We start from the raw sequence: 22,916 nt of genomic DNA, 5'->3' as shown, positions 1-22,916 counted from the left end.
GCCGCGCGCGAATCGACAATGGGCTAGCGCTGTTCTGCGTTTTCGAAGGAGGCCGCCATGCCGTCGCTGTGGTTGGACCGAGCTGGGGCGCTGGCCTCCGATGACTTCTTGACGGCGGAACGCGCCGACGTCGTCGTGGCCGGCGCCGGCATAACAGGGCTCACGACGGCGGTGCTGCTCGCCCGCGCGGGCAAGCGGGTCGTGGTCCTCGAGGCGAGGAGCGTCGGCGCCGCGACGACCGGCGGGACCACGGGGAAGCTGTCCCTTCTGCAGGGCAGGGTGCTCGGCCGCATCCGCCACCACCACGGCGACGCCGTGCTGAGGGCGTACGCGCAGGCCAATCTCGAGGGACAGCGGTGGCTTGTGGGCTTCCTCGACGAGAAGGCGGTCGCGTACGAGCGCCGACCCGCGTGGACCTACGCCGAGTACGACGACGCCCTCGACCGTCTGGCCGCCGAGCACGCCGCGACGGTGGCCGCGGGGATCGACGCACGGCGAGCGGACGCCGTCGAACTTCCCTTCAGGACGGCGGGCGCGATCCTGCTCGACGGTCAGGTACAGTTCGACCCTCTCCCTGTGCTCCACGCCCTCGCCGCTGAATTGCGCGAGCGCAGCGGGAGGCTCGTGCTGGGGGCGCGCGTTGTCGGCGCCAGCACGGCGAAGGCCCGCCGCGGCGGCCCCGTCGAGATCGCGACGGACCACGGCACAGTGACCGCGGACCAGCTCATTCTCGCGAGTGGCACCCCCTTCCTCGGCAACGGCGCCCGCTTCGCCTTCCTTGAGCCGAGCCGGGCGTTCGGCGCGGCCTTCGCGGGCCCGGAGGCGGAAACAGGCTTCCTGCAGGGCATGTATCTTTCCGTCGACCAGCCGACGCGGTCCCTTCGCTCTGTGCCTGCGTTGCCGGGGCCTCCTGAGAGTGGCGGGGCGGACGACGGCGGCCCCCGCCTCGTGGCAGTCGAGGGCGGCGCCCGCGGCGGGACGCCGGGATGGTCCGCCCGGCGGGATGCCTTGCTCGGTTGGGTCCGTGAGCGCTTCCCGGGCACGACGCCAACTCACGTGTGGGCCGCGCAGGACTACCGTTCCGTGACCGCGGTTCCCCTCGTGGGCACTCTTCCCGGGACGAGCGGGCGGATCTTTGTCGCGACGGGCTACGGGAAGTGGGGCCTCACGAACGGCGTGGCCGCTGGGCTCGCGATCTCCTCAGACGTCCTCGACGGCGGCGAGCCGTCGTGGGCTCGGCAGCTCTATGGCGCCCGACTGGCTGGAAGCGACGCCGCCGACGCGGCGGCCTTCAACCTCGGGGTTGCGGGCCGCCTCGCGGCTGGCTGGGCGCGCTCGCTCGTCCGCGACGGCTGGCCCGTGGGCCGATGCCGGGTTGACGGCGAGGAGTACACCGTCTCCGGGGTGTGCACGCACTTGGGCGGAGCGCTGCGGTGGAACGAGGCCGAGAAGTCGTGGGACTGCCCGCTGCACGGCTCGCGGTTCGCCGCCGACGGGACACTGCTCGAGGGCCCCGCGACGCGGTCACTGCGGAGGTACTGAGTAAGGATTCTCTTCGTCAGGGGCGGGTGGGGCCGGCCTTGGGCTGTTGTTGGGTGATGCAGTGGATGCCGCCGGCGAGGGGCTGCTGCTGGGTGATGCAATGAATGCCGCCGCCGCGGGAAAAGATGACGCGGGCGTCGACGGCGGTCACGTGCCGGCCGCGATAGACATCTGCAAGAATTCGGAGCGCCTTCTCATCGTGAGCGTCCGCGAACGAGCACGCGACGAGGCCGCCGTTGAGGGCCACGTGGTTGATGTAGCTCCAGTCGACCCAGTCCTCCCCATCGTGGAGCTGCTGCGGGGCCGGGACCTCGATGATGGTCCAGGGCTGGCCGTCGGCCGTGTGGGACGCGTGGAGGAGCTCGAGGAATTCGCCGCTCACCTCGTAGTCGGGGTGCTCGGGGTTGTGCTGGACATGCACGAGCAGGGTCCCCGGCGACGGGATCGCGGCGACGAGGTCCACGTGGCCGCGCGTGCCGAACTCCTTCGTGTCCCGCGTGAGGCCGCGGGGCAGCCACACGGCGTGCCGGGCCCCGATGGTCCGGGCGAACTCGGCCTCGACGTCGGCCTTGCTCAGGCCCGGGTTGCGGTCGGGGTCGAGCTGTACGGATTCGGTCAGGAGCACGGTGCCCTGGCCGTCGGTCTGGAAGCCGCCGCCCTCGTTGACGAGCGTGCTGTCCACGACCTCGGCAGCGGCGGCCTCGGCGACCGTCCGGCCGATCGCGGCATCGTTCTCCCACGAGGCCCAGCTCTGCTGCCCCCAGCCGTTGAAGACCCAGTCGACCGCCCCCAGCCGGCCGGCGTCGTCCGTCACGAAGCTCGGGCCCATGTCCCGCATCCACGCGTCGTCGAGCGCAGCCTCGATGACGTCGACGCGCGGGTCGAGGTACGCCTTCGCGACCGCGCGGTCCTCGGCCGGGACCACCATCGTGACGGGCTCGTAGCGCACGGCGGCGCGGGCGACGGCGGCCCAGGCCGCGCGCGCCTCGTGCGCGTCCGCCTCGGTGTCGCCGAGCGTGTACCCGCCCGAGGGCCACGCCATCCAGAGGCGTTCGTGCGGATCGGTCTCCGCAGGCATGCGCCACGTCATGCGCGGGCCCCTTCGAACGCCGTGGGCGCCTGGCCAAACGGTGCTTCGGGGTTGACCGGCGCGGTGAGCGCCGCGTACGTCTCGGGGCGGCGCGTCGTGAGGAAGGGGAAAAGGGTGAGCCAGTCGCGGCGCTGGTCGAGGTCGAGATCGGCGACGACGACGGCGGAACCCTCGCGCGGCGCGTGGGCCAGGATGCGGCCGTACGGGTCGGAGATGAAGGACGAGCCGTAGAACGTCACGAGGCCCTCGCTGCCCCAGCGGTTCGGGACGACCATGAACAGGCCGTTCGCGATGCCGTTGCCCACGATGACCTGCCGCCAGAGCGGCTCCGTGTCGAAGTCGGGGTGGCCGGGCTCGGAGCCGATCGCGGTCGGGTAGGCGAGGATCTCGGCGCCGTTGAGCGAATAGACGCGCGCGAGCTCGGGGAACCACTCGTCCCAGCATGTCGGGAGGCCCAGGCGCGCTCCGTCGAGCTCGGCGGGGGCGTAGACCGGGTAGCCGCCGTTGGCCGCCTGCGGCTGGCCCGGCTGGGGACCCTGGTGGAAGAACTTGTCCTCGTAGTACCCCTCGGTCACGGGGATGTGGAGCTTGTCCGTCGCGGCGAGGAGCGTGCCGTCCGGGCCGACGAGGATCGCCGTGTTGTACCCGCGCTCGTCGTCCGCGAGGCCCTTGCGATAGAGGCTCGCGTGCACGCAGATGCCGTGCTCGGTGGCCGCGCGCCGTGCGAAGGCGAGGGTGGGGCCGGACTCGAGGTCTTCGGCGATGCTGCTCGGCGTGTAGTCCGGGAGGGTGTCCGCGGGGTAGCGCGAGAGCGTGAGCTCGGGCAGGAACACGATCTTCGCGCCGTGTTCGGCCGCACGGCGGATGCCCTCGTTGAGCTCGGCCTCGGTCTCGGCTGGGTCCTCGTGCCAGCGGTGCTGGACGAGCGCGACGCGAAGCGCGACGCGAAGCGGGGTGTGGCCTGCGGCCCGATCGCTCGTGCGAGCCCACGACACCGGGGGCTGCAGGGCAAGGATCTCGTGCATGGGTGTCCTTTGGATGAGGAAGATCTGAGAGGCATCCCTAAATGAATGACGTTCGTTTATTAGAGCAGTGACCCACCCCACAGTCAAGCGATGCCCACGCACCCCTCAGTCCGTGGCCACCTCTCGCCCGGCGCGCGCGAAAAGTCTCATGGCGCGGGGATTGCCGTGACCTCCTTGCAATCTCCTCTAAATGAACTATATTCATTTAGAGATTTACACCACATCAGGGGCGTCACCCTGTCAGGAAAGGAATCAGCATGGGAGCTGAGGGACGAGAACTCGAGGCCGACGTCGTCGTCGTCGGAGCAGGACCCGCGGGCCTGATGGCCGCGCGGACGCTCGCCCGGTCGGGCGAGAAGGTCGTGGTCCTCGAGGCGCGCGAGCGGGTGGGCGGCCGTACCTGGAGCGACACGGTCGACGGCGCGTGGCTCGAGATCGGAGGCCAATGGATCAGCCCGGACCAGACCGAGCTTCTGGCCTTGGTCGAGGAGCTCGGCAAGGAGACGTACCAGCGCTACCGCGAGGGCCAGAGCGTGTTCGTCGCCGCCGACGGCGCGCGCACGGTCTACGCGGGCGCGGACTTCCCGGTCTCGCCGGGTACCCTCGCGGAGGTCGGGCGGCTCACGGCGATCCTCGACGGGCTCGCCGCCGAGATCGGCCCCGAGGAGCCGTGGGCCCACCCGAAGGCGCGCGAGCTCGACGCCATCTCTTTCCACCACTGGCTTCGCGCCCAGTCCCCGAACGAGGACGCGTGCGAGCTCATCGGCATGTTCATCGCCGGCGCGATGCTGACCAAGCCGGCCCACGCGTTCTCCGCGCTCCAGGCGGTGCTCATGGCGGCCTCGGCCGGCTCGTTCAGCAACCTCCTCGACGAGGACTTCATCCTCGACCGCCGTGTCGTGGGCGGCATGCAGTCCGTGAGCCTGGCCATGGCCGCTGAGCTGGGCGACGCCGTCGTCCTCAACGCCCCGGTGCGCACCCTCGCGTGGGGCGCCGACGGCGTCCGTGCCGAGGCCGACGGCGTGACCGTCATCGCCCGCCGCGCGATCCTCGCGGTCCCCCCGCCCCTCTACAGCCGCATCTCCTACGTGCCGCCGCTCCCGCGCCGCCAGCACCAGCTGCACCAGCACCTCTCGATGGGCCTCGTCATCAAGGTCCACGCCGTCTACGACCGCCCGTTCTGGCGCGAGTCGGGGCTTTCGGGCACGTGCTTCGGCGTGGGCCAGGTGGTTCAGGAGGTCTACGACAACACGAACTACGGCGACGAGCGCGGCACGCTTGTCGGCTTCGTCTCCGACGAGTACGCGGACGCGATGTTCGCGCTCAGCCCCGAGGAGCGCAAGGCCGCGATCCTCGGCTCGATCGCCCACTACCTCGGCCCCGAGGCGCTCGACGCCGAGGTCTACTACGAGTCCGACTGGGGCTCCGAGGAGTGGACCCGCGGCGCGTACGCCGCGAGCTTCGACCTCGGCGGCCTTGCCCGCTACGGCGCCGACCAGCGGACGCCCGTCGGGCCGATCCACTTCGCGTGCTCCGACATCGCCTCGGAGGGGTACCAGCACGTCGACGGCGCGCTACGGATGGGTCGCCGCGTGGCCGAAGAGATTCTTCACGCGGCCCGCGTGTAGTCCAGACGCGTGTCAGGTGTGCGGGGCCCCCAACGGCGAGGGGCCCCGCGCGAGGGACGAGCTCGGGGAGCCGATGGGGACAGTCGATGCGCTGGTGTGCGGGCTATCCGGCGCGTACGGCTCCGAGGACGTTCCACACCGGGCTGTGCCATTGGAAGGACGGTTCGAGTCCTTGGCCGCGCACGACGTCGGCCATCGCCTCGGGCGGGTGGATGAATCCGCGGAACGAGCGGCCTGACGCCGCGAGCAGCCCGTTCATGAGCCTGATGAACGCGCGAGCGGGGAGGTTGGCCGTCGGGTAGCTGAAGACGATGGCCCGGCGCGCGTGGTCCGCTGCCGCGGTGAGCAGCTTGGCGTAGTCGGGGTAGCAGCACACGACGCGGTGCAGGACGACGACGTCTGCCGCCTCCACGCCGTCGCCCTCCTCGGCGAGGTCCACGCCCAGCCGCCGCTCGATGCGCCCGCCGAACCCGGCCCGCTCGATGAGCCTCGCGGCGTCCTCTTCGTATCCGGCCGAGAGCTCGAGGTTGACCGCCCGCGCGGCCCCTCGCTTGAGGAGCTCGAGCTGGATCTCGCCGACCCCTCCGCCGATCTCGAGCACGGTGGCCCCCTCGATTCCGGTCCCCGCGAGGAATTCGACGATCCGCCGCTCGGACTGTCGCAGACCCCTCCGGCCGTATCGCTTGGCGATGGCGCCGGAGAAGCGCGAGTCGAAGATCGCGTCGTATCCGTGGTCACGCCCGGGATCGTGAGGGCCACCGCAGCACGAGTCCATGCCACGAGTATGCAACGCGTTGACTCCCTTGTCCCGGCCCGGAAGGCTTGGCCCCGTGGACGCAGAGGTCATTGTTGTCGGGGCGGGTCTCGCCGGGCTTGTCGCGGCCGCTGAGGCAGCCGACGCCGGGAGGCGCGTGATCATCGTCGACCAGGAGGGCGAGCAGTCGCTCGGCGGCCAGGCGTTCTGGTCGCTCGGCGGGCTCTTCCTCGTGGATTCCCCCGAGCAGCGGCGTATGGGCGTGCGCGATTCGCGCGAGCTCGCGGGGCAGGATTGGGCGGGCAGCGCGCAATTCGACCGGTCCGAGGACTATTGGCCGCGACGCTGGGCGGAGGCGTACCTCGACTTCGCCGCCGGTGAGAAGCGAACGTGGCTCCACGGCATGGGTGTCCGGTTCTTCCCCGTGGTCGGCTGGGCCGAGCGCGGCGACGGGCGCGCCGATGGGCACGGGAATTCGGTGCCTCGTTTTCACATCACCTGGGGTACGGGCCCGGGAGTGCTCGAGCCGTTCGTGCGGCGTGTGCTCGACCGTGCAGATGCCGGCCGCGTCCGCCTCCTTTTCCGGCACCGCGTGGACGAACTCGTCACGGAGGGCGGCGCCGTCGTCGGCGTGCGCTGCTCGGTGCTCGAGCCCTCCTCGGAGCCGCGCGGTGTGGCGACATCGCGGACGGTGAGGGACGACGTCGAACTGCGGGCTTCCGCCGTCGTCGTCGCCTCGGGGGGTATTGGCGGGAATCACGACCTCGTTCGCCGCATGTGGCCCGCCCGGTTGGGCGCGCCGCCCTCGGCCATGATCGCGGGGGTGCCGGCGCACGTGGACGGACGCATGCTCGGCATCGCGGCGGAGGCCGGGGGCCGGGTCATCAACGGCGACCGCATGTGGCACTACGTCGAGGGCCTGCGGAACTGGGATCCGGTGTGGGAGAACCACGGGATCCGGATCCTGCCCGGGCCCTCGTCGGTGTGGCTCGACGCGTTGGGCCGCAGGCTGCCGCCGCCGTTCTTTCCGGGGTTCGACACACTCGGGACTCTGCGGCACCTGCGGGGGACCGGCTACGACTATTCGTGGTTCGTTCTGACCCAGAAGATCATCGAGAAGGAGTTCGCGCTCTCCGGTTCGGAGCAGAACCCGGACCTGACCGGGAAGGATGTTCGGCTCTTGCTCGGCCGCGTGCGCGGCGGCGCGCCCGGGCCGGTCGACGCGTTCATGCGGCACGGGGCGGACTTCGTCGTGGAGTCCTCGCTCGGCGGGCTTGTGGAGGGGATGAACCGGGTCGGGGAGGCGGGGCTTCTTACGGAGGCGGGCCTGCGGGCGGTGCTCGAGGCGCGGGACCGGGAGATCGAGAACCCGTTCGGCAAGGACGCCCAGGTGATGTTCCTCCGCGGGCATCGGAAGTACCGCGGTGACCGGCTCATCCGGGTCGCCGCGCCGCACCGCATTCTCGACCCTTCGGCGGGGCCGCTCATCGCGGTTCGGCTCAACCTCCTCACGCGCAAGACGCTCGGAGGCCTCGAGACGGACCTTTCGGGACGATGCCTTTCGGCGCCGGACGCTTCGGGGATCGGTCAGCCGATTCCAGGGCTGTTCGCCGCGGGCGAGGTCGCGGGGTTCGGTGGCGGCGGTCTCATGGGCTACAACGCCCTCGAGGGCACGTTCCTCGGCGGATGCCTGTTCTCGGGGCGGGTCGCTGGACGGGCGGCGGCGGCCGCGGCCGGATGAGTGGGCAGTTGGCCGCGTTCCTGCCCGGTTCTAGGCCGCCGGAACACGTGTCGCGGGGTACTCGCGGCTTCCGCGACTGATTGGTAAATCACAACCGGGCTGGAGCGCGGGCCCGGACTGTGGCCGAAATGGCTGGGACGACGGCCTGAGCCGTTGATGCGGGCATGCGAAAGGCCCCGGATCCACTAGATCCGGGGCCTTCGACTGGTTGCGGGGACAGGATTTGAACCTGCGACCTCTGGGTTATGAGCCCAGCGAGCTACCGAACTGCTCCACCCCGCGGCGCTCAATCAACTATACACGCTCTGATCTCCCGACACCAATCGGCATCTAACGGCGCCAAACGCCACCAAGCTGACTCCGCGTCGGCTGCGACGGGGACCTCCCATGGTGACGGGGACGACGACGGCGGGCCTGGGCACTCAGCCCGGCCCCGCCGTCGTACGCATTCCGGGGCCCGGCGCGTCAGCCCAAGTGGTCCACGAGCTCGCCGGCGATGCCGTTGTAGGACGCCGGAGTGAGGGCGAGGAGCCTGGCTTCCGCCTCGGGGGAGAGGCCGAGCTCGGAGACGAACTCCTTCATGCGGGCCGCGTCGACGCGGTGCCCTCGGGTGAGATCCTTGAGTCGCTCGTAGGGGTTGTCCATGCCCGGGACGCCCGCGATCGCCTCGGCGCGCATGACCATCTGGATGGCCTCGGCGAGGACCTCCCAGTTCTGGTCGAGGTCGGCGGCGAGGATGCCCCCCGCAACGTCCAGTCCCGCGAGGCCCCGGGCGACGTTGCTGATCGCGAGAATCGAGTGGCCGAACGCGACGCCGATGTTCCGCTGGCTCGACGAGTCCGTGAGATCCCGCTGCCAGCGGCTCGTCACGAGCGTCGCGCCGAGGGTGTCGAGGAGGGCTGAGGAGATCTCGAGGTTGGCCTCGGCGTTCTCGAAGCGGATCGGGTTGACCTTGTGGGGCATGGTCGAGGAGCCGGTCGCGCCGGCCACGGGGATCTGCGCGAAGTAGCCGATCGAGATGTAGCTCCACACGTCGGTGCAGACGTTGTGGAGGATCCGGTTGAAGCGCGCGATGTCGGCGTAGAGCTCGGCCTGCCAGTCGTGGCTCTCGATTTGCGTCGTGAGCGGGTTCCACGTGAGGCCAAGAGCCTCGACGAACGACTTGGACACCTGCTGCCAGTCCGCGCTGGGCACCGACGCGACGTGGGCGGCGAAGTCGCCGGTCGCGCCGTTGATCTTGCCGAGGTACTCCGTTCGCTCGATGCGGGTGAGCTGGCGGCCGAGGCGGTGGGCCATGACGGCGAGCTCCTTGCCGAGCGACGTCGGCGTCGCGGGCTGGCCGTGGGTGCGCGAGAGCATGGGCACGTTGCGGTTCTCGCGCGCCATGTCGCTGATCTGCCCGACGAGGGCGCGCGCGGCGGGCAGCCACACGTTCTCGACCGCGCCCTTGATGCCGAGGGCATAGGAGAGGTTGTTGATGTCCTCCGACGTGCAGCCGAAGTGCACGAGGGGAGTGAGCCCGCCGAGGCCGATGCCCTCGAGGCGGCGGCCGATGTAGTACTCGACGGCCTTGACGTCGTGGACCGTGACGGCCTCGATCTCCGCGAGCTCCTTGACGGATGCGTCGTCGAATTCGGTGACGATCCGGCGGAGGCCTGCCTCCTGCGACGCCGTGAGCGGCTCGGTGCCCGGCAGGACGGAGTTGTGCGTGAGGTGGATGAACCATTCGACCTCGACGGCGACGCGGTCCCGGTTGAGCGCGGCTTCGGACAGGTAGTCGACGAGCGGAGCCACCGCGGGGCGGTAGCGACCGTCGAGCGGGCCGAGCGCGATCTGCTCGGGGGACGCCGCGAGGGACAGCCTGCCGGAAGGGGTGCGTGCGGGGGAGTCAGCCATGACCTCCATTGTTCCAGATGGCCTTCAGAGCGATGGCGCGATCGCCGATCGCGAACTGCCGCGAGATCCCCTACGAGGACGACGGCGGTGCGGCGGGCGGTTCGGATCTCCTCCACAGAAGTGGTCGAGGCGGGTCGCCCACATACGACGACGGCGGGAGGCGCTGGGTGCCACGCTTCCGTAGCGTCGAACGAAGGCGCGAGGGGCGCACAGGCACACGGAGGGGGACCGATGGGATCTGAGCACGAGGGCGGCGAACCGGCGAGGGCGTGTTCGCATGACGAGGCGACGTTGAGGTCGGCGGCGGAGGATCTTCGCGCCGCCGAAAGCGATGCCCGCGCCGGTCAGGCCGAGGCCGAGAAGGCGCGCGCCGTCGAATGGTCCGGCACAGCGGGCGACTCATTCCGCTCGCGGGCTGCCGTGATCGTGGCCGAGCTCGCGGCCGTGACCGCAGGCGTCGTCGGTCTCGGGATCCTCGTGGGATCGGCACAGCGCGAGGCCGCGGAATGCGCGTCAACCAGCCCGGCCGTTGTCGCTGCCGATCAAGGGCCTGGGCCCGCGACCGCTGGCCCGCGGCTTCCCCTCGCGCCACCCGGTCGGGCCGTTCTTCCCTACGAATCGCGCGGTCCGCTCGTCCCGTACGAAACGGGCCGTCCCTTGCTTCTCTGGTCGGACCCGGCACGCGGGCCTGCAAGTTCCGCGGCACCCGGACCCGGAGAGGTGTGCCGGTGACGACCCCTGTCGCCGTGCCGCCGAACCCGGACACGTTCGTCGTCACGGGAGGCCGAGGATTCGCCGCGCGACTCGAGTCCCTCGACGCGTCGGCCAGCTCGCTGGCCGCGGCCGCCGCGGCATTGGATCGAGTCCAGAAGGCGCTGTACATCGCTCGGCATCGCGTTGAGGCCGCGGTATGTGCTCTTTCGGTCGTGGGACCTCGGATCTCGGACGAATCGCGGAGAATTGAGGCCGTGGTTCGCCGGTGCGTCGACGAGGCAACGCGCGAGGAGTCCGCGGTGCGCCGCGCCGCGGCGAGCTACGCGGAAGAGGAGGCGAAGCGCAGGTCGGCCCTGGACGGGCTTCAGAATGTGCTCGTGGATTCGGACGCCATCGCGGGGCTGCTCTCGATCGTCCTCCCGCGCGCCCTCTTCGCAGATCGGCGTGTGCCGGCCGCCGCCCCAGGTCACGGGGCGGCCGGGTTCTTGCGTTCGGTCGACCCGTCGAGGTTCGAAGGCAGGGGCGACGACGCGACCGACGTCGAGATGAGGGTGGCCGTGGGCGGGCGGGGAGACGGAGGCACGTTCGCGTACGCCGTTCGAAGCCTCCGTGAGGCTCAAGGCCAGGAGCCCCTCGACGACGGGACGACGGTGCCGCCGTCGTCGATCCTCGTGGAACGCTTTCTGAAGGCCGATGGCTCGGTGACCGTGATGGTGGCCGTGCCCGGCACGCAGACCTGGGGCGCCGATCCAAGTGACGGGAACATCCTCGATTCAGAATCGATCCTCGACGGGATGGCTCGCCCTGAGAGTCATGTGAGGACGCTGATCAAGCGGGCGCTCGAAGATCAGGGGCTTGGCCCTGGGGACAAGGTTGTCTTCAACTGCTACAGCCAGGGTTCCATCCACGTCTTGGGCCTGCTTGAGGATCATGAGTTCACGGAGCGTTATCAGGTCGCGGGCGTGATGTCGGTCGGCGGGCCTGTCTCTGCGTTTGCGATTCCAGAGGATGTCCCGGTGCTGAGCCTCTCCAATGCCGACGACATCGTCCCGGCGACGTCGGGGCGTCTGGCGCCGCCGTCGGGCTCCCTCGTCGACGTGCGGACCCCGTCCCGGACCAGTCCGGCCGCGGCGGCGTTTTTCCCGAAGGAGACCGTCGCCAATGCCCACAGCCTCGACTGGTACGCGCAGGATGCTTCGGCGCTCGATACGTCCGCCGCCCCGGCGGTGAGGGAGTTCGCGGGTGCTATGGCCGCCGCTCTCGGCGGTTCCGCAGCAGTGGGCGCGGGTGCGGCCGGAGCGGGAGCGGCGGCAGCGGGCGCAGCCGGGGCGGGAACGGCGAGTGCAGGGGCATCGGGAGCGGGCGCGGGTGCGGTCGGAGCCGGAGCGGTGGGCGCGGGGGCAGCCGGGGCGGGATCGGCGGTCGGGGCACGCGAACGCTTCATCTATACCGGCACCGACCCGCGAACGAAGGCAGGAACCGGCGGATGACGAGCCGGTGGATGGGGAGACGCGCTGGCCGTCGCCCGCAGCGAAACTCAGTCTCTGCGGTTGGCGCCGAGGAGGCTGCCCATGATGGCAGAGACGATCGAAACGATGATGGCGCCGAAGACCGCCGTCCAGAGGAAGGAATCGATCGTGAGGTGTACCGGGGTGTATCCGCTGATCCACGAGGTGAGGGCGAGCATCGCGGCATTGATTACGAGCGCGAACAAGCCGAGCGTGAGACACGTGACCGGCAAGGAGAGGAGTTCGACAACCGGGCGCACGAGCGCGTTGACGAGTCCGAAGATGAGACCGATGAACAGGTAGGCAAGGATGACGCCCACGGTGTCGGAACTTGAGCCCGCCCCGGCGTTGGCAGCGACGCCTGCGGCGGCACCCGAGTTGATCTTGAGGCCAGGGAGCACCCACGTGGCGATCCAGATGGCGAACGCGTTGACGACGATACGAAGGAGGAACCGCATCATGAGCCCATCGTTCCATACGTGGCCGTGGCTCGCCTCGACCTCGTTAGGCTTGGAGGCATGACTACCGCACTGAACGGCGGCGACGCCAAAGATGCCGCCGTCGCCTTCGCCGGCTCCGTGAACGACACCACCGAGAGCGCAGCCATTGACCCTCGTCCCGTGATCGGCAGGCTTCCCAAGTACGCGGCTGGCAAGCCGCCTGTTCCGATCCCCGGGCTTGAGAGCTTCAAGCTCTCCTCCAATGAGAATCCCCTCCCGCCAATCCCGGCGGTGCTTGATGCGATTGCCACGCATTCTGCCATCAATCGCTACCCCGACCCCGTGGCGAGCACCCTTCGCGCCCGCCTGTCTGAGCATCTCGGCGTCCCGGCTGAGGACATCGTGACGGGCGGAGGCAGCCTCGGGGCCCTCAACCAGCTCCTCGCCGCCTTCGCTGGGCAGCAGGACGACGGCACGCAGGACGAGGTTGTCTATGCGTGGCGCTCGTTCGAGGCGTACCCGATCTCGGTCGGGCTCGCGGGTGCGAAGAGCGTCCAGATTCCTGTGCTCCCGGACGGGCGCCATGACCTTGACGCGATGGTGGCGGCGGTCGGCAAGCGCACCCGAGTCGTGCTTCTGTGCACGCCGAACAACCCCACGGGACCGGCGCTGCGGCGCGACGAGACCGAGCGCTTCATCGAGTCGGTGCCGAGCGACGTTGTCATCGTCGTCGATGAGGCGTACCAGGAGTTCGTGCGGGACGACGACGCGGTCGACGGAATCGCGCTATACCGCAAGTATCCGAACGTCGTCGTGCTCCGGACCTTCTCCAAGGCGCACGGGCTCGCGGGTCTCCGCGTCGGCTATTCCGTCTCACAGCCAGAGATCACCGAGAGCCTTCGGGTTGCCGCCGTGCCGTTCGCCGTTTCGACCATTGCCGAGCACGCGGCTGTCGCATCGCTCGATCACCTGGACGAGGTTGTAGGAAGGGTACAAACGCTCGTCGACGAACGCGATCGAGTCGTGGCCGGCCTCCGCGAGCTCGGCTGGGCGGTACCGGACGCACAGGGCAACTTCGTGTGGCTCAATCTCGGCGATGCCACGCAGGAATTCGCGGCTCTCGCCGGGGCCCACGCGCTGTCCGTCAGGGCGTTCGGAAATGAGGGCGTCCGCGTCAGCATCGGCGAAACCGAAGGCAATTCGCGCTTCCTCGAGCTCTGTAGGACGTTCACAAAAGCCCCAGCGGCTTACTAGCGGTTAACCTATGCCTAGCGGCCCAGCCGCACTCGGTAGAGTGGCAGCTGGGCCGCTGCATATATTCCAACCCGGGAATGCATTCCCAATCTGGCATATATCCGCGGAAGGACCGTCCGGGACCACCACGGAACCACGACCACGGCAGGAGGCGGCGGCATGGCAGGACAACTGCCCACCACCGAGTTCGACGACATCCCTGATGCTCTGCTCGACGAGCTTGAGTCGCTCGCGCATGACCGGGGTGAGGGACAGCTTGGAATGGTGCAGCTCCTGGATGAGGACGGCCACTTCAACAGCGGGTCGCACTTCTCTGAGCACGCGAAGCGCCTGACCTCGGACGAGCTGCGCGGCCTCTACCGCGACATGGCGACCATCCGCCGCTTCGATGCGGAGGCGACGGCCCTCCAACGCCAGGGCCAGCTCGCGCTGTGGGTGCCCGTACGCGGCCAGGAGGCTGCACAGATCGGCTCGGGCCGCGCCACTCGGCCGGAGGACTACCTCTTCCCGACGTACCGCGAGCATGGCGTTGCACTGACCCGGGGCGTCGAACTCGGCGAACTCCTCCGCCTCTTCCGCGGCGTCTCGAACGGCGGATGGGACCCGCGAGAGACCAATTTCCACCTGTACACCCTGGTCCTCGCCGCACAGGTCCCGCACGCCGTCGGCTATGCCATGGGCATCCAGCGCGACGCCGCACGCGCGGCCGCCGCGGGCCGTGATTCCGGAGCTCAAGCCGTGCCTTCGCCAGCGGTAGTTGCCTATTTCGGGGATGGCGCGAGCTCTGAAGGCGATATCCACGAGTCCATGGTCTTCGCGGCGAGCTTCAAATCTCCCGTCGTCTTCTTCTGCCAGAACAACCAGTGGGCTATCTCGGTTCCGACCGAGGTGCAGTCGCGCATTCCTCTCCACCACCGCGCGAAGGGGTACGGGTTCCCGGGCCTGCGCGTGGACGGAAATGACGTCCTCGCGGTCCACGCCGTGACGGAGTGGGCCCTCGCGCGGGCGCGCAGCGGCAAGGGCCCGGTGCTCATCGAGGCGTACACGTATCGCCAGGGCGCCCACACGACCGCTGACGATCCGACGAAGTACCGGCTGTCCGAAGAAGAGCAGGCCTGGCTCGTGAAGGATCCCATCGCGAGGTTCGAGAAGTATCTCCGCGCCGAGGGATACGCCGACGACGCGTTCTTCGCCGACGTCGCAGCGGAAGGCGACGCGCTCGCCGCCAAGTCACGCAAGGACGTCCTCGCGTTCGAGGCTCCTAGCCTTGCCGAGGCGATGAGCCACGTGTACGCGGAGCGGCATCCGCTCGTCGAGGAAGAGATCGCATGGCACCTCGGGTATGAGTCCGGCTTTGCGGACGACGAGAGTGCGAAGGAAGGCGGACACTGATGCCCACGATGACCCTCGCCAAGGCGATCAACACGGGGCTCCGAGACGCCCTCGCGGCCGACGAGACCGTCATGCTCATGGGCGAAGACATCGGTTCGCTCGGCGGTGTCTACCGCGTGACGGAGGGGCTCAAGGCGGAATTCGGCGGTGACCGCGTGATCGACAGCCCGCTGGCCGAGTCAGGCATCGTCGGCGCGAGCATCGGACTCGCGCTGCGTGGCTACCGGCCCGTCGACGAAATCCAGTTCGACGGCTTTGTCTTCCCGGCCTTCAACCAGATCACGACGCAGCTCGCCAAGATCCACGCCCGCAGCGCCGGACGGCTCACTGTTCCCGTCACGATCCGCATCCCGTATGGCGGCGGCATCGGATCGGTCGAGCACCATTCGGAGTCGCCCGAGGCGCTCTTCGCCCATACGGCAGGCGTGCGGATCATCACGCCGTCGAACCCCCACGACGGTTACTGGATGACCAGGCGGGCCATTGAGTGCGAAGACCCGGTCATTGTGTTCGAGCCGAAGCGCCGCTACTGGCTCAAGGGCGAAGTCAACACGGAGGAGCCGGGTGCGTCTGCGGATCCGTTCCGCGCGCACGTGGTCCGCGAGGGCACCGATGCGACCATCGTCGCGTACGGGCCCCTCGTCCCGGTGGCCCTCGCGGCGGCCGCGGCTGCCGCCGAGGATGGGCGGAGCGTCGAGGTCGTGGACCTCCGCTCGCTCTCGCCGATCGATTTCGACACCGTGACGGCGTCGGCTGAGAAGACAGGGCGTCTCGTCGTCGCGCATGAGGCCCCGACGTTCGGCGGGCTCGGCGGCGAGATCGCCGCGCGGGTCTCCGAACGCGCGTTCCTCTCCCTCGAGGCTCCCGTGATCCGGGTGGGCGGATTCCACATGCCCTACCCGGTCGCGAAGGTCGAGGGCCAGTACCTCCCGGACATTGACCGTATCCTCGAGGCCCTCGACCGGGCGTTCGCGTACTAGGAGGCCCCATGAGCAAGCAGATCTTCAACCTCCCGGACGTCGGCGAGGGCCTGACCGAGGCGGATATCGTCTCCTGGAAGGTCAAGCCCGGCGACACCGTGGCCATCAACGACATCCTGTGCGAGATCGAGACCGCCAAGAGCCTCGTCGAGCTACCGAGTCCGTACGAGGGCACCGTTCTCGAGCTGCTCGCCCCCGAGAACGAGACGATCGAGGTCGGCTCGCCGATCATCGCCATCGGCACCGCGGGTGAGGTTCCCGGGCCAGGAGGGGCGAACGACGGCGGGGCGGCGACGAGCGCGGTGCCGGCTCCGAGCGCTGCGCCTGCCCCGGCAGCATCCGCGCCGACGGCACCGACCGCGGCTCCCGCATCCTCCGCGGTGGCCGAGGCCCTGAACGCCCCCGTCCCCCAGATGCAGGAGCCCGGCGTCGAGAGTGGCCCCCTCGTGGGCTCGGGCCCGAAGGCCGACGCCGTCAAGCGCCGCCCCCGCAAGCAGCCACCAACGAGCCCGAGCTCCACGGTCAATAGCTCATCCCAGCAGGCGGTGACGCTGCCCGGGCGCGTCGATTCGAGCGCTGGAAGCGCGGAGGCGACCCCTGCCCCGGAACCGGACACCGCCGTCGCCCGCCTGCTCACCCGCGTCCTCGCCAAGCCCCCCGTCCGCCGCATCGCGAAGGAACTCGGGATCAACCTCGCCGACGTCCCCGCGACGGGTGCGCGGGGCGAGGTGACGCGGGCCGATCTCGAGTCGTACCAGGCGCAGCGCGAGCGCGAGATCGCGGCGGCCCCGACGTTCTGGGAGCCGGCGAAGAAGCCTCAGGACCAGCGCGTCGAGGTGGTCCCGGTGCGCGGAGTGCGCAAGGCGACCGCGAAGGCCATGGTCGATTCGGCGTTCTCGGCACCGCACGTGAGCATCTTCGTGGACGTCGACGCGTCGCGGACGATGGAGTTCGTTCAGCGCCTCAAGAAGTCGCGCGATTTCGAGGGCATCAAGGTCTCGCCGCTCCTGATCCTCGCGAAGGCCGTCGTCTGGGCGGCTGCGCGTAACCCGAGCGTGAACTCTGAATGGGTCGGCACCCCGAATGGCGACGAGATCCACGTCAAGCACTTCATGAACCTCGGCATTGCGGCGGCGACCCCGCGTGGCCTGCTCGTGCCGAACATCAAGAATGCGCAGGATCTTTCGCTCAAGGAGCTCGCGGTCGCACTCAACGATCTCGCGACGACGGCACGCGCAGGCAAGACGAAGCCCGGTGACATGCAGGGCGGCACGCTCACGATCACGAACATCGGCGCGCTCGGCATCGACATCGGCACGCCGATCATCAACCCGGGCGAGGTGGCAATCGTGGCGTTCGGCACGATCAAGCTCAAGCCATGGGTCGTCTCGGGTGAGGTCATCCCGCGGTGGATCACGACGCTCGGCGGCTCGTTTGACCACCGAGTGGTCGACGGCGACCTGTCCGCGCGCTTCATGGCGGACGTCGCGGCGATCATGGAGGAGCCGGCGCTCCTGCTCGACTGATCGGCGTCGTGGGTTTCTGCGACTCCGGCCACGCGTGACCGGGCCAGCTCGTCGCGCCCGGCATCAGCCGACGCCCAGACCCTGTTGCGGTGGATTGGGCCGGGCCATGATATGCACGTGGATGTCGTCGTCATCGGGGCCGGCCAAGCCGGTCTTGCGGTCAGCAGGGAATTGACCGAGCGGTCGGTGCGGCACACCGTGCTCGAGGCTGCACGAGTTGGGCAAGCCTGGCGCGAGCGGTGGGAGAGCTTCACCCTCGTCACGCCGAACTGGACGCTCGACCTGCCGGGCAGTCCTTATGACGGGGGCGACCCCGAGGGCCATGTCCCCCGCGACGAGATCGTCGCCTACCTGCAGAGCTACGCGGCCCGTTTCGGTGCACCGATACGCGAGGGAGTCCGGGTCGATTCGCTGCGCCCTGCGGTCGAGGACGGGTTCCGCCTGATGACGTCCTCTGGCGAGATGCACGCCGATGTCGTGGTCGTGTGCACGGGGGCATATCAGCGAGCGCATCGCCCGGCGGGCGCGGGTGACTTTCCGGCGTGGCTGACCGTGCTCGAAACGGGCGCGTATCGCGAGCCGGATCGGCTGCCTCCCGGAAAGGTGCTCATCGTGGGCAGCGGGCAAACCGGGTGCCAACTGGCCGAAGAACTGCATCTGGCCGGCCGGGACGTGTTCTTGTCCTGCGGACGAGCTCCCTGGGCTCCGCGCAGGCTCGACGGCCTCGACATCGTCACGTGGATCGCGAAGACGACGTTCATGGACCAGACCCTGGCCGAGTTGCCGAACCCAGCGGCTCGGCTGACCGCCAACGTACAGGCGACCGGCGCCCGCGGCGGGCACGACCTGCACTACCGCGTGCTGCAGGCACTCGGCGTGACCCTGCTCGGGCGGCTGTCGCATGTTTCCGACGGCCGCGCATACTTCGTCGACGATCTCGCCGCTTCGGTCGCGTTCGGGGACGCCCGATGGGCGGACCTGCGCGAGTTGCTGCGCAGCCAGCTGCCGCATCAGGGGATCGCGGTCCCCGACCTGCCAGAGCCGCTGCCATTCCGCTACCACCCAATCGAGGCACTCGACATGCGCGAGGTGGGGTCAGTGATCATCACCTCTGGCTTCCGCCCGGACTACAGCTGGATCGAGCCCAATGTTGTCGACGACGCGGGCTTCCCGCTGACTGTCGACGGTGCGAGCACTGTCGTGCGCGGCCTGTACTTTTGTGGCGTGCACTTCATGCGCACGAGGAGGTCGTCACTGATGTTCGGCGTGGGTGCCGACGCGGCGATCGTCGCCGAGTCCGTCGCCGCCACCACTCGCTGAGCACGTCGCACTTGTGTGCGCTGTCGGCCAAGCTCCCCGCGCGGGGAGGCAAGGCCCTCCGGCCGGGGGAGTCCTATCGTGTGTGAACCTGATGTGATCGCCGACACCTGAGAGGGCCGCATGTCCCACCGCGAGGCAGAACTCCTGCTGGTCAACGGCGTCATCGACACGCTCGACGACGCAGTCCCGCGCACGCACGCCCTCGCCGTCGTCGGCGGAAAAATCGCGGCGCTCGGCGACGATGCCGAGGCCCTGCGCGGGCCGGCCACCGTCGTCGTCGACCTCGATGGCGCCTATGTCATGCCGAGCCTGCTCGACGTGCACAACCACTTCCTGCTCGCGGGCCAAATGGACCTCTTCGAGCTCGCCGCCCCGCCCACGCTGAGCCTCGACGAGTTCCTCGCGGCGATCGCCGACCACGCCGCCGCCCTCCCGGAGGATCGCTGGGTCGTCGGCGGCAGCTGGGGCTCCGGGCTGCTCAACGAGATCAACACGCCCGACGCGCTTGCGCGCCTCGACGCCGCGACGGGCGGTCGACCGGCTCTCCTCAAGGACGATTCGAAGCACAACCGCTGGGCCAACTCCCGCGCGCTCGAGCTCGCCGGGATCGCGCGAGACACCGAGGATCCCGACGGCGGCCAGATCCTCCGCGACGCTGACGGCAACGCGACCGGCGTCCTCATCGAATCCGGGGGCGTCCTCGTGGAGCGCACCCTCGCGGAGCTCCAGCCGATCTCCCAGGACGAAGTCGCCCGCGCGGCCGTGCGCGGCATCGAGATTCTGCACTCCTACGGGGTCACCGCCTTCCAGGACGCGGCGGCGTCGCTCCAGACGATGCGCGCGCTCAAGGAGCTCGACGACGCCGGCCGGCTCGATGCGTGGGTCGTCACCTCGATGCAGGCGAACGACTTCATCTTCGGCACGACCCCGCTCGGCGAGGGCATCATCGAGCACCGCGAGGAGACGCGCTCGGAACACCACCGCCCTGACTTCATCAAGATCTTCCTCGACGGCGTCCCGCCGTCGGGCACGGGCGCATTCCTCGAGCCGTACCTCGAGGGCGTGGGCTTCCCCGAATGCCATTGCGGCTCGACGACGATGGATCCGAACGAGCTCGAGCACTGGCTCACCAGCACGGCAGAGCGCGGCATCTCCGCGAAGATCCATTGCACGGGCGACGCGTCGGTGCGGCTGGTCCTCGACACCGTCGCGAAAATCCGGGCTGCGGGCCACACGGGCGTGCGGTACCACATCGCGCACGGCCAGTTCGTCCATCCGGACGACCTCGCGCGCTTCGCCGAGCTCGACGTCACGGCGGACATCTCGCCATCGCTCTGGTTTCCCGGCGTCATCTCCGAGGCGATCGCGACCGTCCTCCCGGCCGATCGCGCGTCCAAGATGCAGCCCAACCGAACGCTCCTCGACCTCGGCGCCCGCCTCGCGGGCGGCTCGGACTGGCCCGTGAGCGTGTCCCCGAACGCGTGGGAGGCAATCTACGGCCTCGTGACCCGCCAGGACCCGAGCGGCCAGTTCCCCGGCACGCTCTGGCCCGAGCAGGCCATCGCGCTCGAGGAGGCGATCCGTGCCTACACGAGCGACTCTGCCGAGGCCATGGGCCTCGCGGACGTCACGGGGACGCTCGCGGTGGGCAAGTCGGCCGACTTGGTCGTCCTCTCAGACAACCCCTACGAGATTCCGGTCGACGCCGTGCGTCACCTGAGCGCGAGGCAGACCTGGTTCGCGGGGCGCAAGGTGTGCGACGACGCGCGGCCGGCTTCCGCCGTCGACCGCGCCTAGCGCGTCAGCCCACCTGGTTGCACGCATAACCGTCGGAAGCCGACATGACCGTCCCTTATTCGCGCCCTCAAGGGACGGTTGTGGCCCCGAGGGACGGTCATGCGGCGGAGGCGCTCACCGGAACGCCGCCACGCCCGTGAGCTGCTGGCCGAGGATCAGCGTGTGCACCTCGTCGGTGCCCTCGTACGTCCGGACGGATTCGAGGTTGTTCGCGTGCCGCAGCGGCGAATAGTCGAGTGTGATGCCGTTGCCGCCGAGGATCGTTCGGGCCTCGCGGCAGATCTCGATCGCCTCGCGGCAGTTGTTGAGCTTCCCGACGCTGACCTGGTGGGGCGCGAGCTGGCCGGCGTCCTTGAGCCGTCCGAGGTGCAGCGCAAGGAGGAAGCCCTTGTTGATCTCGAGCGCCATGTTGACGAGCTTCTCCTGCGTGAGCTGATAGCCCGCGAGCGTCCTGCCGAACTGGAGGCGCTCCTTCGAATAGGCGAGGGCATCCTCGAACGCGTCGCGGGCAGCGCCCATCGCGCCCCAGATGATCCCGTACCGGGCCTCGTTGAGGCAGGAGAACGGCCCGCGCAACCCGACCGCCCCCGGAAGGACGGCGCTTGCGGGCAGCCGCACGTCGTCAAGGCGGACGTCGCATTGAATTGACGCACGCATCGAGAGCTTCGGCTCGATCGGCGTCGCCGTGAACCCGGGACTGGACGTCGGCACGACGAAGCCGCGCACGCCGTCGTCCGTCTGCGCCCAGATCACGGCGACCTGCGCGACCGAGGCGAGACCGATCCACCGCTTGCTCCCCGAGAGCAGCCAATCCGCGCCGTCACGGCGCGCAAACGTGCGCATCGCTCCCGGGTCCGAACCCGCGGTCGGCTCGGTGAGCCCGAAGCAGCCGATCGCCTCGCCCGCGGCCATGCGGGGGAGCCACTCCTCTTTCTGGTCGTCGGAGCCGTGCTTGGAGATCGCGGACATCGCGAGTGAACCCTGCACGGAGACGAACGTTCGCAGCCCCGAATCGCCGGCTTCGAGCTCGGCGCCCGCGAGCCCGTACTCGACGGCGGAGCGGCCCGCGCAGCCGTAGCCGCTGAGGTGCATGCCGAGGAGCCCGAGGCGGCCGAGCTCGGGGACGATCTCGAGCGGGAAGCGCGCCTCCTCGTACCAGCGCGCGATGTTCGGCTTGATCTCCGCGCGCACGAACTCCCGGACGCGATCGCGAGCGGCGGCCTCCTCGTCGGTGAGGAGCGCGTTGAAGGAGATGAGGTCGGAGGGGTCAGAGACTTCGGCGTCCACGAGGCAAGGCTAGCGGTCCTCCCGTGACTCGGCTTCGGCGGCGCGGTTAGGCGGGCCCCGATGGGAGATGGCAGACTGGCCGCGTGCTGTTCGGCCTGCCGGGGCGCTATGCCGCCGCCCGCGTGATCACCGAGGTGTTCCAGCCGCCCATCGTCGTCGCCGTCATGATGGTGCTGAGCCCCGCGGGCAGTCCGGGCTTTCCGGAGACGATCTGGTACGGCGTGATCGCGGCCGTGTTCACGTGCGTTGTTCCGTTCCTCGTCCTCGTCGCCCTCGTCCGCGCCGGGAAGGTTTCGGATCACCACGTGAGCGACCGCCGGCAGCGCGGTCCGGTCCTCGCACTCTCGCTCGTCGTCGTGCTCGCGGGCCTCGGCGTGCTCGCGTTCCTCAAGGCGCCCGCGAGCGTCATCGCGATGGTCCTCGCGCTCGTGGGCGGCATCGCCCTCCTCGCCCTCGTGAGTCTCGTATGGAAGATCAGCGGTCACGCGGCGGCTATCACGTCCGCCGCGGTTTCGCTCATGTTCCTCTTCGGCCCAGCGTGGTGGCCCGCGCTTCTGCTCGTCCCCGTGGTCATGTGGTCGCGGATCGTCCTGCGCGCACACACTCCGGCGCAGCTCGCGGCCGGGGCGGTATTCGGCGGCGCGGTCATCGTGGGGCTGTGGCGGATGCTCCTCGCGTGGCTCGGGTAGGGCCCTGCGCTACCAGAGACGATGGCCCCGCGCGCCTGCAGCCATCCACGCGGCCTCGCGGGCGTCGTCGATCGCCCGTGACATCCGGGCGCCGTCGCGCCATGCGGCCCGGAGCCGCGCCATGATTCCCTGCTCGCGCGGTTCCTCGACGCGTCGCGGATTGCGGGTGTGCGCGCCGCGCGAGGCGGGGCGCGCCGTCGTCGTGCGCTGCTTCGTCGTCAACCGCCGTGCGGAACTGTGCCCAGCAACCGTGCTCATGATGATCTCCTCGTTGTTCTTCCTGGGGCTGCCTCAAGTCTCCTCGGCGATGAGGACAGCTTCGGTCCGCTGCCT

19 protein-coding genes and 1 tRNA gene are annotated in these 22,916 nt (G+C 69.6%); 12 read left to right on the top strand and 8 right to left on the bottom strand.

From position 1 onward, the window contains the following. Nucleotides 1-57 precede the first annotated feature (57 nt). Complete coding sequence (locus RBS12_RS14415) at nt 58-1,542, top strand: FAD-dependent oxidoreductase (RefSeq protein ID WP_307966818.1); 1,485 nt, start codon at nt 58-60, stop codon at nt 1,540-1,542. A 16-nt stretch (nt 1,543-1,558) separates the two neighbouring features. Here the strand turns inward: RBS12_RS14415 and RBS12_RS14410 are convergent, their stop codons facing one another. Together RBS12_RS14410 and RBS12_RS14405 are read right to left on the bottom strand one after the other, a co-directional pair. Continuing rightward, a complete protein-coding gene (locus RBS12_RS14410) occupies nt 1,559-2,632 on the bottom strand; it encodes an agmatine deiminase family protein (RefSeq protein ID WP_307966817.1) in 1,074 nt (357 codons plus the stop codon). Next, nucleotides 2,629-3,657 (bottom strand): nitrilase-related carbon-nitrogen hydrolase, encoded by a 1,029-nt coding sequence (locus RBS12_RS14405; protein WP_307966816.1) that lies wholly within the window; start codon nt 3,655-3,657, stop codon nt 2,629-2,631. The genes RBS12_RS14410 and RBS12_RS14405 overlap by 4 nt, the downstream gene beginning before the upstream one ends. 257 nt (nt 3,658-3,914) lie before the next feature. On the opposite strand from RBS12_RS14405, the gene RBS12_RS14400 reads away from it, so the two are divergent. Next, nucleotides 3,915-5,285 carry an NAD(P)/FAD-dependent oxidoreductase gene (locus tag RBS12_RS14400; RefSeq protein WP_307966815.1) on the top strand — a complete coding sequence of 457 codons (1,371 nt, stop codon included), beginning with the start codon at nt 3,915-3,917 and terminating at the stop codon, nt 5,283-5,285. A gap of 103 nt (nt 5,286-5,388) precedes the next feature. Here RBS12_RS14400 and RBS12_RS14395 read toward each other — a convergent pair whose 3' ends face one another. After that, nucleotides 5,389-6,060, bottom strand: a complete 672-nt coding sequence (locus tag RBS12_RS14395) for a methyltransferase domain-containing protein (protein WP_307966814.1) — start codon at nt 6,058-6,060, stop codon at nt 5,389-5,391. Here RBS12_RS14395 and RBS12_RS14390 point away from each other — a divergent pair. Beyond that, on the top strand, nt 6,059-7,780 hold the full coding sequence (locus RBS12_RS14390) for an FAD-binding dehydrogenase (RefSeq protein WP_373886528.1): 1,722 nt from the start codon (nt 6,059-6,061) through the stop codon (nt 7,778-7,780). The genes RBS12_RS14395 and RBS12_RS14390 overlap by 2 nt on opposite strands. Before the next feature lie 205 nt (nt 7,781-7,985). On the opposite strand, the gene RBS12_RS14385 is transcribed toward RBS12_RS14390, so the two are convergent. Together RBS12_RS14385 and purB are read right to left on the bottom strand one after the other, a co-directional pair. Continuing rightward, nucleotides 7,986-8,062, bottom strand: a tRNA-Met gene (locus tag RBS12_RS14385). A gap of 183 nt (nt 8,063-8,245) precedes the next feature. After that, nucleotides 8,246-9,676 carry an adenylosuccinate lyase gene (purB, locus tag RBS12_RS14380; RefSeq protein WP_307966812.1) on the bottom strand — a complete coding sequence of 477 codons (1,431 nt, stop codon included), beginning with the start codon at nt 9,674-9,676 and terminating at the stop codon, nt 8,246-8,248. Between the two features lie 231 nt (nt 9,677-9,907). Between purB and RBS12_RS14375 the strand changes: the two genes are divergently transcribed. Together RBS12_RS14375 and RBS12_RS14370 are read left to right on the top strand one after the other, a co-directional pair. After that, nucleotides 9,908-10,408, top strand: coding sequence for a hypothetical protein (locus RBS12_RS14375; protein WP_307966811.1), 501 nt, complete (start codon nt 9,908-9,910; stop codon nt 10,406-10,408). Continuing rightward, entirely contained in the window at nt 10,405-11,880 is a 1,476-nt protein-coding gene (locus RBS12_RS14370) for a hypothetical protein (RefSeq protein WP_307966810.1), read from the top strand. The genes RBS12_RS14375 and RBS12_RS14370 overlap by 4 nt, the downstream gene beginning before the upstream one ends. 47 nt (nt 11,881-11,927) lie before the next feature. Here RBS12_RS14370 and RBS12_RS14365 read toward each other — a convergent pair whose 3' ends face one another. Beyond that, a complete protein-coding gene (locus RBS12_RS14365; RefSeq protein WP_307966809.1) occupies nt 11,928-12,359 on the bottom strand; it encodes a phage holin family protein in 432 nt (143 codons plus the stop codon). Nucleotides 12,360-12,416: 57 nt separating this feature from the next. Between RBS12_RS14365 and RBS12_RS14360 the strand changes: the two genes are divergently transcribed. The 6 genes from RBS12_RS14360 to RBS12_RS14335 all read left to right on the top strand — a co-directional run bounded on the left by RBS12_RS14360 (nt 12,417) and on the right by RBS12_RS14335 (nt 20,607). Further along, nucleotides 12,417-13,592 carry a histidinol-phosphate transaminase gene (locus tag RBS12_RS14360; protein ID WP_307966808.1) on the top strand — a complete coding sequence of 392 codons (1,176 nt, stop codon included), beginning with the start codon at nt 12,417-12,419 and terminating at the stop codon, nt 13,590-13,592. Nucleotides 13,593-13,751: 159 nt separating this feature from the next. After that, nucleotides 13,752-14,984 (top strand): pyruvate dehydrogenase (acetyl-transferring) E1 component subunit alpha, encoded by a 1,233-nt coding sequence (gene pdhA, locus RBS12_RS14355; RefSeq protein ID WP_307966807.1) that lies wholly within the window; start codon nt 13,752-13,754, stop codon nt 14,982-14,984. Continuing rightward, entirely contained in the window at nt 14,984-15,964 is a 981-nt protein-coding gene (locus tag RBS12_RS14350) for a transketolase C-terminal domain-containing protein (protein ID WP_307966806.1), read from the top strand. Before pdhA ends, RBS12_RS14350 begins: the two co-directional genes overlap by 1 nt. Nucleotides 15,965-15,972: 8 nt before the next feature. Beyond that, nucleotides 15,973-17,490, top strand: coding sequence for a dihydrolipoamide acetyltransferase family protein (locus tag RBS12_RS14345; protein WP_307966805.1), 1,518 nt, complete (start codon nt 15,973-15,975; stop codon nt 17,488-17,490). A 117-nt stretch (nt 17,491-17,607) separates the two neighbouring features. Continuing rightward, nucleotides 17,608-18,810: an NAD(P)/FAD-dependent oxidoreductase gene (locus tag RBS12_RS14340; protein ID WP_307966804.1), complete on the top strand. Its 1,203-nt coding sequence runs from the start codon at nt 17,608-17,610 to the stop codon at nt 18,808-18,810. Between the two features lie 120 nt (nt 18,811-18,930). Then, complete coding sequence (locus tag RBS12_RS14335; RefSeq protein WP_307966803.1) at nt 18,931-20,607, top strand: amidohydrolase family protein; 1,677 nt, start codon at nt 18,931-18,933, stop codon at nt 20,605-20,607. Between the two features lie 114 nt (nt 20,608-20,721). Here the strand turns inward: RBS12_RS14335 and RBS12_RS14330 are convergent, their stop codons facing one another. Further along, nucleotides 20,722-21,894, bottom strand: a complete 1,173-nt coding sequence (locus tag RBS12_RS14330; RefSeq protein ID WP_307966802.1) for an acyl-CoA dehydrogenase family protein — start codon at nt 21,892-21,894, stop codon at nt 20,722-20,724. Nucleotides 21,895-21,977: 83 nt separating this feature from the next. Here RBS12_RS14330 and RBS12_RS14325 point away from each other — a divergent pair, with 83 nt between their 5' ends. Then, entirely contained in the window at nt 21,978-22,583 is a 606-nt protein-coding gene (locus RBS12_RS14325) for a phosphatase PAP2 family protein (protein ID WP_307966801.1), read from the top strand. Between the two features lie 9 nt (nt 22,584-22,592). Here the strand turns inward: RBS12_RS14325 and RBS12_RS14320 are convergent, their stop codons facing one another. Then, nucleotides 22,593-22,841 carry a hypothetical protein gene (locus tag RBS12_RS14320; RefSeq protein ID WP_307966800.1) on the bottom strand — a complete coding sequence of 83 codons (249 nt, stop codon included), beginning with the start codon at nt 22,839-22,841 and terminating at the stop codon, nt 22,593-22,595. Between the last annotated feature and the right edge of the window lie 75 nt (nt 22,842-22,916).

The sequence above is a fragment of the Sinomonas sp. ASV322 genome (genome assembly GCF_030908245.1).
Lineage (GTDB): Bacteria > Actinomycetota > Actinomycetes > Actinomycetales > Micrococcaceae > Sinomonas.
The sequence above is the reverse complement of the archived record's forward strand: the minus strand, read 5'-3'. Positions and strand labels throughout refer to the sequence as shown.

Coding starts and splice junctions, on each gene's coding strand:
- RBS12_RS14415 (WP_307966818.1), top strand. CDS start 58: ATGCCGTCGCTGTGGTTGGACCGAGCTGGGGCGCTGGCCTCCGATGAC.
- RBS12_RS14410 (WP_307966817.1), bottom strand. CDS start 2,632: ATGACGTGGCGCATGCCTGCGGAGACCGATCCGCACGAACGCCTCTGG.
- RBS12_RS14405 (WP_307966816.1), bottom strand. CDS start 3,657: ATGCACGAGATCCTTGCCCTGCAGCCCCCGGTGTCGTGGGCTCGCACG.
- RBS12_RS14400 (WP_307966815.1), top strand. CDS start 3,915: ATGGGAGCTGAGGGACGAGAACTCGAGGCCGACGTCGTCGTCGTCGGA.
- RBS12_RS14390 (WP_373886528.1), top strand. CDS start 6,059: ATGCCACGAGTATGCAACGCGTTGACTCCCTTGTCCCGGCCCGGAAGG.
- RBS12_RS14395 (WP_307966814.1), bottom strand. CDS start 6,060: ATGGACTCGTGCTGCGGTGGCCCTCACGATCCCGGGCGTGACCACGGA.
- purB (WP_307966812.1), bottom strand. CDS start 9,676: ATGGCTGACTCCCCCGCACGCACCCCTTCCGGCAGGCTGTCCCTCGCG.
- RBS12_RS14375 (WP_307966811.1), top strand. CDS start 9,908: ATGGGATCTGAGCACGAGGGCGGCGAACCGGCGAGGGCGTGTTCGCAT.
- RBS12_RS14365 (WP_307966809.1), bottom strand. CDS start 12,359: ATGATGCGGTTCCTCCTTCGTATCGTCGTCAACGCGTTCGCCATCTGG.
- RBS12_RS14360 (WP_307966808.1), top strand. CDS start 12,417: ATGACTACCGCACTGAACGGCGGCGACGCCAAAGATGCCGCCGTCGCC.
- pdhA (WP_307966807.1), top strand. CDS start 13,752: ATGGCAGGACAACTGCCCACCACCGAGTTCGACGACATCCCTGATGCT.
- RBS12_RS14350 (WP_307966806.1), top strand. CDS start 14,984: ATGCCCACGATGACCCTCGCCAAGGCGATCAACACGGGGCTCCGAGAC.
- RBS12_RS14345 (WP_307966805.1), top strand. CDS start 15,973: ATGAGCAAGCAGATCTTCAACCTCCCGGACGTCGGCGAGGGCCTGACC.
- RBS12_RS14335 (WP_307966803.1), top strand. CDS start 18,931: ATGTCCCACCGCGAGGCAGAACTCCTGCTGGTCAACGGCGTCATCGAC.
- RBS12_RS14320 (WP_307966800.1), bottom strand. CDS start 22,841: ATGAGCACGGTTGCTGGGCACAGTTCCGCACGGCGGTTGACGACGAAG.